This is a genomic window from Rhodococcus sp. 14-2470-1a (genome assembly GCF_002259425.1).
Taxonomy (GTDB): Bacteria; Actinomycetota; Actinomycetes; order Mycobacteriales; family Mycobacteriaceae; genus Rhodococcoides; species Rhodococcoides fascians_E.
In genome coordinates, this window is the sequence record NZ_NPFZ01000024.1 from 262,291 (window position 1) to 275,199 (window position 12,909).

Below are 12,909 nucleotides of genomic sequence, written 5' to 3' on the forward strand. Positions count from 1 at the left end.
CTCACGCTATCACCCGCAGGCCCGGTAGCCGGAGCGCACGCGCGGCTACTTTCCAGGCGGCACGATCAGAACAGGCCGGTGACTGTGGCGAAGCACATGGTCCGCGACCGAGCTCTGGAGAAGTGAACGCAACCCCGTCGTGCCGCGAGTGCCGGTGACGATGATGTCCACGTCGAGATCGTCGGCCTTCTCCACGATGGCACTCCAGATGGCCGTCGTGCACTCCGCGCAGTGGCCCTCGACCTGAAGGCCGGCCTGCTGGGCGAGGCGAACGCCCTCGTCGTTGGTCACCTTCGCGTCGGTGAGCGCCACATCCTCGGCCTCGTCGTCGGGAACCCATTCGGGCTGCATGACGCCGGACAGCCCGGACATCCGTGCTGCCTGGCGCACCATCGGCTCCCACGCGGTGACGACGATCGCGCGTGTCGTCGTCAGGAATCGGCCGGCGTACTCGATGGCGCGTTTGGCGTTGTCGGAGCCGTCGTAGGCAATGAGAATCAGGTCTGCGGACATCTCGTAGTCCCTCCTCGTGTCGCTTTTGTCCTTAGGTTACTGCGCGCGTACAGCGGTGTGGGACCACTCCGCTACGGTCGGGGGCATGAGGAAATTCCGATCGCCCGTCGCGGTCGCTGCAGTGGTGATCGGGGTCGGGTTCACGGCCTCGTGTTCGTCCGGTGACTCGGTTCAGGTGGCCACGGAGTCTGCGTTGCCGCCGTCCACGACCACCACGACGACGCTTCCCCCCACCCCCGACGCTCCGGTGAACTCCTGCGAGGCTTTCGTCGAGACACTCAGCGAGCGGCAGCGATTGGCGCAGTTGCTGACCGTCGGCGTGACCGGGACTGCCGATGCCGTCGACATCATGGCTCGTGAACAGGTCGGCGGAATCTTCATCGGAAGCTGGACGGACTCGTCGACGCTCGCGAACCGCGAGGTTCCGCAGATCGACGCCGCGGCAGCGGTCCCTCCGATGGTCACCATCGACGAGGAAGGCGGGCGTGTGTCCCGCGTCGCGGATCTGCTGGGCGAGGACCCGTCGGCGCGTCGGACGGCTTTGACGATGTCCGTGGACGCCACGTATCGGATGGCGCTCGAACGCGGCCGCGGCCTGCGGGACCTCGGGATCACCGTCGACTACGCGCCCGTCGTCGACGTCAGCAGTCAACCGAACGATTCGGTGATCGGCGACCGTTCGTACTCCGCCGACCCCATTCAGGTCGTCGCCTACGCCGGTGCCTACGCGCAGGGCTTGCGCGACGCCGGTGTTCAGCCCGTCATCAAGCACTTCCCCGGACATGGTTCTGCATCCGGCGATTCGCACACCGGTGCGGTGACGACGCCGCCGTTGGAGGACCTGATCCAGTCGGATCTGATCCCGTTCGCGCAACTGTCCGCCGGCGGTGTCGGCGTGATGGTGGGACACCTCGATGTACCGGGCCTGACCGAGCCGGGTGAGCCTGCCAGCATCAGCCCGGCGGCGATGTCGCTGCTGCGCGACGGAGTCGGGTACGGTGCGGCGCCCTTCACCGGACCGATCTTCACCGACGACCTCAGCGGGATGGCGGCCATCACCGATCGGCTGGGCATCGTCGCGGCTGTCGAGGCAGCTCTCGTTGCAGGCGCGGACGTCGCTCTGTGGCTCACCACCGACGACGTTCCGCAGGTACTCGACAACCTGGAGGACGCCGTGGCGACAGGACGCCTCGATGCAGCGCAGGTCGACGAGTCCGCGGCGACGGTCGCTCGCTTCAAGGGTGTCTGCTAGAACTTTCCGGGTGCGCGCGGATTTCTTCGGCGCCGCGGCATGCATCCGGCAGGCGCAGTAGTGACGCAGGCCTCCTTACCGTGGAGTAAGGTCATGAGTTCGATATCGGTTTGGAGGACTCATGGCTGGTGGCACCAAGCGATTGCCGCGCGCCGTACGTGAGCAGCAGATGCTCGACGCGGCAGTCGACGTGTTCTCCGACAACGGTTTTCACGAGACCTCCATGGACGCGATCGCCAAGAAAGCGGCGATCTCCAAACCCATGCTCTATCTGTACTACGGCTCCAAGGACGAGCTCTTCGCGGCGTGCATCAACCGTGAAGGCGTCAAATTCGTCGAGGCACTGACGCCCGCGGCAGACCCCACCCTCACCCCACGTGAACAGCTCCGACGCGCACTTCTCGGCTTCCTCGGCTTCGTCGGCGAGAACCGTAAGTCCTGGATGGTGCTGTACCGGCAGGCAATAGGCCAGACAGCCTTCGCCTCACAGGTCCAGAGCAGCAGGGACCGACTGATCGAACTGACCGCCCGTCTCCTCGAGATGAGCACCAAGGAACCGGATCCGGACCAGAACTTCCCCCTCATGGCAGTGGCCCTCGTCGGTGCAGGCGAAGCCGTCGCCGACCGCGTCGCCGGCGGAGAAATCGAAGTCGACGCCGCCGCGGACCTGCTGGAAAACCTCGCCTGGCGCGGTCTGGCGGGCAAGAAAACCGCTCCGACGCAGTAGCCGGCGTACCCCTCGTTGTGGGAGCGGGCTGGCCCTGCTTTCGGAGCGAACGTGCCGTTCGGTCACTTGAAGTGACCGAACGGCACGTTCGGTCCCGGAAGGGGGTGAAACTGCACCTATCGCAGGGTTGCGGTGAGGTGGGGGTAACCCTTTTTCGGGTTCTTGAGTGACAGGTCCCAGCCGGCGCCGACGGATTCGGCGTAGAGGTTGACCGTTGCGGGCAGGACTATGGGCTTGCCGAAGCGGACGTTGTAGGTCACTTTGTCGGGGATGCGACCTTCGATGACCTGCAGTACTGCTGCTGCACTCCACATTCCGTGTGCAATGGTCCGCGGGAAGCCGAAGGCCTTGGCGCCCAACGACGACACGTGGATCGGGTTGCGGTCCCCGGAGACCGATGCGTACCTGCTGATCGTCTTCTGATCCACTCGCAGTGTGCGTGTCGGGGGCGGCGGGACCTCGTCGGCGGGCGGTGCTTCGCGAGGTCCACCGGACAATGAGGTCTTCTGCAGGCTCAGGAAGCTCGAGGTCTGCTTCCAGACGAGCTCGCGTCCGACGCTGACTTCGCTTATCACGTCGATCAACAAGCCCTTGCGGTGTTCACGCAGGTTCTCCGCGTGCACACGTACATCCAGGGGCTCCGAGGAGGAGATTGCCCGGTACTGCTCGATGACGTTCTCGGCGTGGACCGATCCGATGGCGGCGAACGGAAATGCCTTGGACACCATCAGTTTCATGACCGTCGGGAAGACGAGCGTGAACGGATACGTCACCGGCAGGGTGTCACCGAACCGCAGGCCGGTGGCCCGGCTGTACGCGGCCAGGTTGTCGGGGTCGACGCGAAGCCCGCGGAGCTCGTACACCGTCGACGGCGCCGTGGTGGACTTCGATCCAAGGAACGGCAGGGCTCCGAGCGCAGCGGAAGTGTAGATCTCCGACGTCTTCGGCTGCTCCGTGAGCTGGACGACGCTCATGCGCCGAGGAGGCTCTGGCCGCAGACTCGGACGATCTGTCCGGTGACGGCGTTGGACGCGGGGGAGGCGAAGTAGGACACCAGCTCTGCGACGTCGACGGTCTGGCCGCCCTGCAGCAGCGAGCTCATGCGTCGGCCTGCCTCGCGTGTCGCGAACGGAATCGCTGCCGTCATCGCGGTCTCGATGAATCCGGGGGCGACGGCGTTGATGGTGATGTTCTTCTTCGCGAGAACCGGTGCCGATGCGTGAACGAGGCCGATGACGCCTGCCTTGGACGTGCCGTAGTTGGTCTGGCCGCGGTTGCCGGCGATACCGGCGATGGAGGAGACGTCGACGACGCGTCCGCCTTCCTTGAGTGCTCCCGATGCCACGAGCTGGTCGGTGATGCGCTGCGGTGCAGCCAGGTTGACGCCGATGACCGAGTTCCAGCGGCTGTCGTCCATGTTGGCGAGCGTCTTGTCGCGGGTGATGCCTGCGTTGTGGACGATGATGTCCGCGCCGCCGTGGCGTTCGAGCAGATGCTTGGAGAGGACCTCGCCGGCGTCGGGTGCCGTCACGTCGAGGGCGAGGGAAGTGCCGCCGACCTTGTTCGCGGTCTCGGACAGTGCTTCACCGGCAGCGGGGATGTCGGCTGCGATGACGGTTGCGCCGTCGCGTGCGAGGACCTCGGCGATGGTGGCGCCGATGCCGCGGGCAGCGCCGGTGACGACGGCTACCTTGCCGGCGAGAGGCTTGTCCCAGGATGCGGGTGCCTCGGAGTCTGCGTCGCCGACGGCGATGACCTGGCCGTCGACGAATGCGGACTTCGCGGACAGAAGGAAGCGGAGTGTGGATTCGAGGCCGGAGAGTCCGGTCGATGCCTTGGGCGAGATGTAGACGAGCTGAGCCGTCGCGCCGCGCTTGACCTCTTTGCCGACGCTGCGGGTGAATCCTTCGAGTGCGCGCTGGGCGACGTGCTCGTCGACGCTCGCGGTCTCTTCCGGCGTCGTGCCGATGACGACGACGCGCGCCGAGGGTGCGAGGTTGCGGATGACGGGCTGGAAGAACTGGAACAGCTGCTCGAGTTCGGAGACGTTGCCGATGCCGGTGGCGTCGAAGACCAGGGCGCCGTACTTGTCGTCGTGTGCCTGGGCCTGCGGGTAGTCCGACAGCAGTTCGCGCAGCGGCTCGACGAGTCGGCCCTGTCCGCCGATGAGCACGGGGCCGGCGAGAGGCGGCTCGCCTGCCTTGTAGCGACGCAGCTTCTCGGGCTGCGGCAGACCTGCCTGCTTGGCGATGAAGGCTCCGGGCGCGGACGCCAGGAACGTGGAGTAGAGGTCTGGGGCTCCCTTGGTGGCTGCCACTGTCCTACCTTTCGATTTGGCGCCTCCCTTCTGTGAAGCAGGGAGCGCACGACCGGGTGTCGACAACCAACTTACTCGTCAGTAAGATGATTCTCCACCAGGGTCTTTTTCCACGATGTTTGGAGACGAAAAGTGACAAGCAAGCAGCTACGACCGGTCGCAATCGTCGGTGGCAACCGCATCCCGTTCGCGCGCTCCGACAAGAAGTACGCTCTGGCTTCCAACCAGGATATGCTCACCGCCACCATCGACGGGCTGGTCAGCCGGTTCGGGCTGCAGGGCGAGCGTCTCGGTCTCGTTGCTGCCGGTGCTGTCCTCAAGCACTCGCGTGACTTCAACCTGACCCGCGAGGTCGTACTCGGTAGCGCGCTGAGCCCGTACACCCCGGCGTTCGACATCCAGCAGGCATGCGGCACCGGGCTGCAGTCGATCATCGCGGTCGGCGACGCCATCGCGTCGGGACGTATCGATGCAGGCATCGGTGGCGGCGTGGACACCACGTCGGATGCGCCGATCGGCGTCAACGACGAGCTCCGCGAATTCCTTCTGTCTCTCAATCGCGCGAAGACCACCACCGATCGCATCAAGCTGCTCGGCAACGTTCGTCCGTCCATGCTCGGCATCGAGATCCCGCGCAACGGCGAGCCGCGGACCGGCCTGTCGATGGGCGAGCACGCCGCGATCACGGCCAAGGAGTTCGGTGTTCGCCGCGAGGACCAGGACGAGCTGGCCGCCGCGAGCCACAAGAACATGGCAGCCGCGTACGACCGCGGTTTCTTCGACGACCTGGTGACGCCGTTTCTCGGTCTCACCCGCGACGACAACCTGCGTCCGGGATCGACCGTCGAGAAGCTGTCGACGCTCAAGCCCGTGTTCGGCAACAAGCTGGGCGACGCCACCATGACGGCAGGCAACTCGACGCCTCTCACCGACGGCGCGTCGGCGGCGCTGTTGTCGACGGACGAGTGGGCCTCGGAGCGCAACCTTCCGGTTCTGGCGCATCTGGTGGACTCCGAGACGGCTGCGGTCGACTACATCCACGGCAACAGCTCGTTCAAGGACGGACTGCTGATGGCCCCGACTTACGCCATTCCGCGTCTTCTGGCTCGCAACGGGCTTACGCTGCAGGACTTCGACTACTACGAGATCCACGAGGCGTTCGCATCCGTCGTGCTCGCGACGCTGCAGGCATTCGAGAGCGACGAGTACTGCAAGGAGCGGCTCGGGCTGGACGGTGCGCTCGGGTCGATCGACCGGAGCAAGCTCAACGTCAACGGATCGTCGCTGGCTGCCGGTCACCCGTTCGCAGCTACCGGTGGCCGTATCGTCGCGTCGCTGGCCAAGATGCTCGCAGAGAAGGGCTCGGGCCGTGGCCTGATCTCCATCTGTGCGGCCGGTGGTCAGGGCGTCACCGCAATCATCGAGCGCTAGGTAACCGGCGCTCGAACCAGGGGGCAGACGGTCGGCAGGAGTGGAGCCTGCGGAACGACCCGGTCGACAGATCCGCAAGCGAGGGGTTTACGGATCTGTCGACCGTGACCTGCGAGAAGTCGTTCTAGCCGGGAATTCCGCTTTCGGGCGGGGTGGACTCTTCACCGGTGTACTCGACTACTTCCGAGTCTCCGATGTCGGTCTGTAGGACCGGTGTCAGGTACTCGGGTACGCCGTTCACGATTTGGTACACACTTGCGCCGGAGATGCCGAGGTGGCTGTCGTCCGAGTACCGGAAGGGCGCCAGTTGTGGTCCCTGGAAGTCCATGCCGCCCTCTTGGATGGCGGAGACAATCCCTTCGCGAGTGGGGTTCTCGCCTGCTGCTTCCAACGCTTGAACGAATGCGTATGCCTGGCTGAGGCCGTAGATGCGGTAGTTGGTGAGAGGTTGGCCATCGCCGTTCTCCGCCCACACCTTCTGCCACAGTTGGGTCCAGGGGTTCTCGGGTGAGTCGATTCCGGGGATGTATTCGAGCGAGATCATGCCTTCGAGCGATTGGTTTCCGTCGGTGACGGCGCCCTGGGAGAACCGTCCGAGGAGTGACCCGACGAGATCGACGTCGGATCCGATCGAGGAGTAGAACCATTCCGGGTCGTAGTTGAGGCGCATCGCCGTCAACTGGCTGAGGGCGGTGTAGGACGGGACGTTGAAACCGAGTACCAGGTCTGCGCCTGCGCCTTGGAGTGCGGCGATCTGCGGCGCGACGTCGGTGTTGCCGGAGGTGTAGCGGACCACCTCGACGATCTGGTCGTCGAGATATTGTCGGACCGCAGCTTCACTGTCGCGTCCGAGGTCGTCGTCCTGTAAGTACAGGCCCACCTTGGCATCCGGGCGATTCTTCTTGACCCAGTCGCCGATGATCTTGCCCTCGACCTGGTAGTCGGGTTGCCAGCCGAACGTGTTGGGGTACTTCGCCGGGTCGTTGCCCCACATGATCGCGCCGGAGGAGACGAACAGGTCCGGTACGCCTTCTTCGTTGAGGAAGTCCACCACCGCGCTGTGTGTCGCGGTGCCGAGTCCGCCGACGACGGCGAAGACCTCGTCCTGCAGAACCAGTTCGTTGACGACCTGCGTCGTGGTCGTCGGGTCGTAGGAGTCGTCACGTACGACGTACTCGATCTGCCTGCCGTTGATGCCGCCCGCGGCGTTGACGTAGTCGAAGTAAGCCTGTGCGCCGGTGGGGATTTCGCTGTATCCGGGGGCGGCGACACCGGTCAGCGGGAAGTGCGCACCGATCTTCACCGACGTGTCGGTGATGCCAACGGTCGAGCCCTCCGACGTTTCGGAGGCCTCGTCTCTACCTCCCGCGCCGCACGCGGCGGCAAGTGACACCACCGCGACCAAGGCGGTCGCCCGCGCTGCCAGCGATCTGGTTCTGTTCATCGTTCCCCTTTTCTCGTGATGCTCCGTGTGAGACGCCACTTTCGGTAGGTTCCGGTCAAACCGAGTGGAGCGAACAGGATCACGAGAACCGTGAAGATTCCCGTGACGAGTGGTGCGAGCTCGGCGGATTGGAGGCTGCTCAGTCCGGCGTCGAGTCCGAGGTTCGTCACCACCGGCGGAATGTAGGTCAGCAGTGCGGCTCCGATCAGGGCGCCCGACAGTGTTCCGAGCCCGCCGATCACCACCGCCGACAGCAACGTCAGCGACAGTGTCAGCGTGAATCCGCTCGGTGCGGCGATGCGGGCGGACATCGCGAGGACAGCGCCTGCGGCTCCGGCGCAGGCCGAGCTGACGACGAACGCCAGTATTCGTGCCCGGCCCAGGTCGATCCCGGCGAGTTCCGCGGCCACCTCGTCGTCGCGCACTGCTCGCCAGCGTCGTCCGATGCGGCTGGCGGACACGTTGGCGAGGAGGAAGAAGACGACGACGAGAAGGATCCAACTGACGTAGGCGACGAATTTGGTTCCGCTGAGCTCGTTTCCGGTGATGAAGTACATGACGTCGTCGATCGGTCCCGGTACTTTCGGAGCGGGAACCACGAGGCCCTGCTCACCGCCGAGGTAGTCCTTGAAGTACAACGCGAGGCCAGGAACGGCGACGGCCAGGGCCAGCGTCGCGCCCGCCAGATACGGTCCGTGGAGACGGGCCGCGGCGACGCCGACGACGATTCCGACGATGCCGGTCACGACGGTGGCGGCGAGCAGGACCAACGGTACGGACCACCCGGAATCCTGGGCTCGTAGCATCAGGGCCGCGGTGTAGGCGCCGACGGCCATGAACGCTCCGTGACCGAGCGAGAGCTGACCGCTCAGTCCGGTGAGGACGGTGAGGCCACCGGCCGCGATCGCGAGGTAGGCCACCGACGTCAGCTGGCTCTGCCGGAACGTGCTCAGCGATTCGAGAGCGAGAACGACGACGACCAGACCGATTGCCGCGCAGAGGAAGTGGCGGCGGACCGGCGTGGATGTCATGCGGGTGAGGACAGCGTTCATGTCACACCCTCCGCGCCGCGGTGCCGGCGAACAGCCCGCTCGGTCTGAGCAGCAGTACGACGATGAGGATCACCAGTGCCGCGGAGGAGACCAGATCCTGGCCCAGGTAGCCGCTGACGAAGCTCAGTCCCACACCCATCAGCAAGCCGCCGACGACGGCACCACCCGGACTGTCGAGACCGCCGAGAACGGCTGCAACGAAACCGAATACGACGATCGAATCCATGTATCCGGGGTGGACCAACGAGCCTCCCGCGATCAGCAGACCCGCCAGGGATCCGACCACGGCGGCCAGTGCCCATCCGAGGGTCAGCATGCGGCCGACGCGGACACCGAGCAGTTTCGCCACCTCCTGCTCGAAGGCGCTCGCACGCATCTTCAAACCCAGGTCGGTGAACCGGAACAGCAGCACGAGCAGTCCGAGGACGATCAGCACTGCCACGATCTTGAAGACGTCGTACCCGGTGAGCGCGATGTTCAGATCGCCGACCTTCTGGCCGGTCAAGCCGAACGGCGCAGGGAAGGAACGGAACTGGTTGCCGAACACGATGGCTGCCACCGCGTGGATGATGATGAACAATCCTAGCGTCAGGATGACGGGGTTGATGTGCGACGAACTGTCGACGAACCGAACCACGAGACGTTCGACGGCTGCTCCCAGGATCAGACCGCAAACGAGAGCGACGCCGAAGCCGATCCAGTACGAGTATCCGGCGTCGATGACCACCAGCGCGACGTAGGTGGTGATCATGGCCATCGGAGCTTGAGCGAAGTTGACGATGCGTGTCGACCGCCAGATCAGAACGAGGGCGAGGGCGAACGCGGCGTAGATCATGCCGGTCGTCACTCCGTTGATGAGGATGGTGAGCAGTTGCTGCACTTGAGGTGGCGTCCTTTCAGCTCGCGTCAGAACCCGAGGTAGGCGTGTCGGAGGGCGTCGTCGTCGGCGAGTGTGGCTGCTGGGCCTTCGACGGCGACCTTGCCCAGATCGAGGACAACGGCGTGTTCGGCGATCGACAGGGCGCTTCGTGCGTTCTGTTCGACGAGAAGAACTGTCATGGACTCGGTTTCGACGAGTGTGCGGAGCGTGTCGAAGATCTGCGTGACGACTTTCGGCGCGAGACCGAGCGACGGTTCGTCGAGGAGGAGCACGGACGGCGTTGCCATCAGCGCGCGTCCGATGACGAGCATCTGCCGCTCACCGCCGGACAGGGTATGGGCGGACGACGTGCGACGACCGTCGAGTGGCGGGAACATGCCGTAGACCCGGTCGAGCGTGACGGCGTCGTGACTTCGGTTGCGTCCCAGAGCTCCGAGGCGGAGGTTCTCCTCGACGGTGAGCTCGACGATGACGCCCCGTCCTTCGGGAACGTGAGCAAGTCCTTTGCGGGACATGCGGTCCGGCGGCACTCCCACCAGCTCCGTGCCCGCCAGACGAATGCTGCCCGACTCGGGCTTCAGCAGCCCCGACACGGTCCGGAGCAGGGTGGTCTTGCCGGCACCGTTGGCGCCGAGCACCGCGGTGATCGCACCGGCTGCGACCGTCATGGACACCGAATCCAACGCTGTGACAGGTCCGTAGCGAACGGTCAGGTCCGTGATGTGAATCTGGGCCGAGTCAGTCACCGTGGGTCACCTCGTTCCCGAGATACGCGGCCAGAACGGCCGGGTCCTGACGGATCTCGTCGGGTGAGCCGTGGGCGATCACCTTGCCGAAGTCGAGGACGAAGATTCGATCGCACACGCTCATCACGAGGTCCATGTGGTGTTCGACGAGCATCACCGACGCCGGCGCGGAGGGGGCGGGAGTGGAGCCTGCGGAATGACCCCAGGGGGTGGGAGTGGAGCCTGCGGAATGACCCGGGGAGGCGGGAGTGGAGCCTGCGGAATGACCCGGGGCGGCGGGAGTGGAGCCTGCGGAGGGATTTGTTTCGGGGTGGGCGAGGGCTCGGATTTCGTTGCCCAGTTCTGCCATCTCGTCGGAGGACAGTCCGGATGCGGGTTCGTCGAGCAGGATCAGTGACGGTTCGCTGACGAGTGCGCGAGCGAGGGCGACGCGTTTCCGCACGGCGTAGGGCAGGCTCGGCGGCAAGCGGTCGGCGTACCGGTCGATTCGGAGTCGTTCGAGCGTGGCCATTGCGGCCGATCGCACTGCGGCGTCGTCGGATGCACTCGATGGCAGCCCGAGCAGTCCGGCGAGGATTCCGGTGCGTGCCCGTCTGTCGGCGCCGATCATGACGTTGTCCACGACGCTCATCCGGTCGAACAGGCCGAGTCCTTGGAGTGTTCGGCTCATGCCCAGCTTGGGGAGGTCGTGGGGTCGCAGCCGGGACAGGGGCTCTCCGTTTCGAGTGAGCGTTCCGGTGTGCGGGCGGACGAGTCCGCATGCAACGTTGAACAGTGTTGTCTTGCCTGCGCCGTTGGGGCCGATGACGCCGAGGACTTCACCGGGTCGAACGTCGAGACTGACGTTCGACAGTGCGACGACGCCGCCGAACGTGACGTCGACGTCGGTCATGGTGAAGATCGGACTGGGGGTAACCGTCGAACTCAAGTGATCCACCTCACAATCTGTGTGCGTTCACTATGGTTGCCGCGCACAACGGGCGGTATGGGCGCAGCGCACAGAATGTTTGGGTCCCGCGGCACCAGTACCGGTCAAATCGCCCTGCCGACTGGGCGGGATGCGCAAAACTGTGTCGATGGTTGCCTTCGACCGCCCCACCGACCGTCCTTCGGTGGGTGCTGCTCGTGTGCGGGTGCCTGCGTCGGATCAGGAGAAGATTCAACGGGCGTGGTCGGCGTTGATCGATCGGGCGGATTCGATTGCGGACTCCATCACGCTGGCGCTGATCGAGCAGGAACCTGCGTACCTGGCCAGCGCGACGCCCGACATTGCCGGCGAGATCAGGCGAAGTACCCGCGAACACATACGCCAGGGGCTACGGACGCTGTCCGGTGTGTCGGCCGCGGACGACAACACCCGTGAGGTGTGGCGCCGCACCGGGCGGGAGCGTGCGCGTCAGGGCATCCCGATGGAATTGGTGCTCAAGGCGTACACGCTCGGCAGTCGGACGCTGTGGGAAGAGTTGGTTCACGCGCGTGATCGGCGGCGGTCCGACATCGACGAACATCTTCTTCTCGTGGCGGGTCAGCAGTTGTGGCGTGCACTCGACGGGCAGTACGAGACTCTGGTCGACGCGTACCGCCGCGAGAGCGCTCGGATGCAGCAACGCGATCTTGCCAACGTTCTGGTGGTACTGGACGGCCTGCGGTCCGGGCGTGGAGGTGATCCGTCGTTCGTACTCGAAGCGCGTGCGACACTGGGACTTTCGGCGTCGCAGCAGATCGCGTGTGTCGTCGGGCCCGTCGACGACCAGGGTTCTCCGCCTCTCACTGCGCCGGAGGATGCGCTGGATCAGATCGGTGCGGTGTCTCATTGGAACATCCGCGACGGGCATCAGTTCGCGCTCGTTGCATTGACGAAGGGATCGTTGAATTCCGTCGTCGACGCGCTCGCAGCCAGGGCGGTGGGCCCGGTGGGTGTGGCACATTCGCCCGACGGTGTGTCCTCGTTCGCGGCGGCGTATCGGCTGGCGACGCTCACCGCGGACACGATTTCGGAGGAGGCCGGGGTGGCATTGGCGACCGATCGGCTGCCGCGCGTAATCATGGCGGCCGACGAGGAGTCCTCGGACCTACTGGTTCACCACGCGTTGGGGAACATGTGGACGCATCCCGAGCCTCAGCGTGGGACGTTGCTCGAGACGCTCGCCCACGTGCTTGCCAGTGATGGATCGCCGACGAATGCCGCGAAGGTGCTGTATTGCCACCGCAACACCGTGATCTACCGAGTCCGTCGTATCGAGGAGTTGACCGGCAAGGACCTCACCGATCCGAGGGATCGGCTTCTGCTCACGCTCGCACTGGTCAGGACCGGTCATTGGGTGCGTGCTGTCGGGCAGGGCGACAGCACGACACCCCGCCGATCATTCACCTGAATGAATTGGCGAGACACCGCGCTATCGGTTGTAACGCTTCACAAGCATGCGCGATACTCGTAGTGGCTCCACACTGCTGCCCGACCCCCGACCCGGCAGCGGTGTGGAGCCCCTTTCGTGGGCCTGCGGCGGCCGGGGTTTCCCGATGCTCGAGTCGATCCCCTCACGTGTC

At 65.2% G+C, this 12,909-nt stretch carries 12 protein-coding genes; 4 read left to right on the top strand and 8 right to left on the bottom strand.

All coding sequences use genetic code 11. The features are described from left to right. Nucleotides 1–45: 45 nt before the first annotated feature. Nucleotides 46–513 (bottom strand): universal stress protein, encoded by a 468-nt coding sequence (locus CH292_RS12545; protein ID WP_019665570.1) that lies wholly within the window; start codon nt 511–513, stop codon nt 46–48. Between the two features lie 85 nt (nt 514–598). Between CH292_RS12545 and CH292_RS12550 the strand changes: the two genes are divergently transcribed. Further along, complete coding sequence (locus CH292_RS12550; protein ID WP_094654872.1) at nt 599–1,765, top strand: glycoside hydrolase family 3 N-terminal domain-containing protein; 1,167 nt, start codon at nt 599–601, stop codon at nt 1,763–1,765. A 121-nt stretch (nt 1,766–1,886) separates the two neighbouring features. Continuing rightward, a complete protein-coding gene (locus CH292_RS12555; RefSeq protein ID WP_019665572.1) occupies nt 1,887–2,492 on the top strand; it encodes a TetR/AcrR family transcriptional regulator in 606 nt (201 codons plus the stop codon). A 116-nt stretch (nt 2,493–2,608) separates the two neighbouring features. Here the strand turns inward: CH292_RS12555 and CH292_RS12560 are convergent, their stop codons facing one another. Further along, nucleotides 2,609–3,466 (bottom strand): MaoC/PaaZ C-terminal domain-containing protein, encoded by an 858-nt coding sequence (locus CH292_RS12560; protein ID WP_037139830.1) that lies wholly within the window; start codon nt 3,464–3,466, stop codon nt 2,609–2,611. Further along, nucleotides 3,463–4,809, bottom strand: coding sequence for a 3-oxoacyl-ACP reductase (locus CH292_RS12565; RefSeq protein WP_019665574.1), 1,347 nt, complete (start codon nt 4,807–4,809; stop codon nt 3,463–3,465). The genes CH292_RS12560 and CH292_RS12565 overlap by 4 nt, the downstream gene beginning before the upstream one ends. Before the next feature lie 132 nt (nt 4,810–4,941). On the opposite strand from CH292_RS12565, the gene CH292_RS12570 reads away from it, so the two are divergent. Next, a complete protein-coding gene (locus CH292_RS12570; RefSeq protein ID WP_020110485.1) occupies nt 4,942–6,240 on the top strand; it encodes an acetyl-CoA C-acetyltransferase in 1,299 nt (432 codons plus the stop codon). A gap of 124 nt (nt 6,241–6,364) precedes the next feature. On the opposite strand, the gene CH292_RS12575 is transcribed toward CH292_RS12570, so the two are convergent. From CH292_RS12575 to CH292_RS12595, 5 genes are read right to left on the bottom strand one after another with little or no spacing between them, the layout of a single operon-like run. Next, a complete protein-coding gene (locus tag CH292_RS12575) occupies nt 6,365–7,684 on the bottom strand; it encodes an ABC transporter substrate-binding protein (RefSeq protein ID WP_019665576.1) in 1,320 nt (439 codons plus the stop codon). Further along, nucleotides 7,681–8,736 (bottom strand): branched-chain amino acid ABC transporter permease, encoded by a 1,056-nt coding sequence (locus CH292_RS12580; RefSeq protein ID WP_020110487.1) that lies wholly within the window; start codon nt 8,734–8,736, stop codon nt 7,681–7,683. The genes CH292_RS12575 and CH292_RS12580 overlap by 4 nt, the downstream gene beginning before the upstream one ends. A gap of 1 nt (nt 8,737) precedes the next feature. Next, nucleotides 8,738–9,616, bottom strand: a complete 879-nt coding sequence (locus CH292_RS12585) for a branched-chain amino acid ABC transporter permease (RefSeq protein ID WP_019665578.1) — start codon at nt 9,614–9,616, stop codon at nt 8,738–8,740. Nucleotides 9,617–9,642: 26 nt separating this feature from the next. After that, a complete protein-coding gene (locus tag CH292_RS12590) occupies nt 9,643–10,362 on the bottom strand; it encodes an ABC transporter ATP-binding protein (protein ID WP_094654873.1) in 720 nt (239 codons plus the stop codon). Beyond that, the gene (locus CH292_RS12595) at nt 10,355–11,290 is read right to left on the bottom strand and encodes an ABC transporter ATP-binding protein (RefSeq protein WP_373454679.1); all 936 of its coding nucleotides are present in this window, start codon (nt 11,288–11,290) and stop codon (nt 10,355–10,357) included. Before CH292_RS12595 ends, CH292_RS12590 begins: the two co-directional genes overlap by 8 nt. 148 nt (nt 11,291–11,438) lie before the next feature. On the opposite strand from CH292_RS12595, the gene CH292_RS12600 reads away from it, so the two are divergent. Beyond that, nucleotides 11,439–12,737, top strand: a complete 1,299-nt coding sequence (locus CH292_RS12600; protein ID WP_269210580.1) for a CdaR family transcriptional regulator — start codon at nt 11,439–11,441, stop codon at nt 12,735–12,737. Nucleotides 12,738–12,909: the final 172 nt, after the last annotated feature.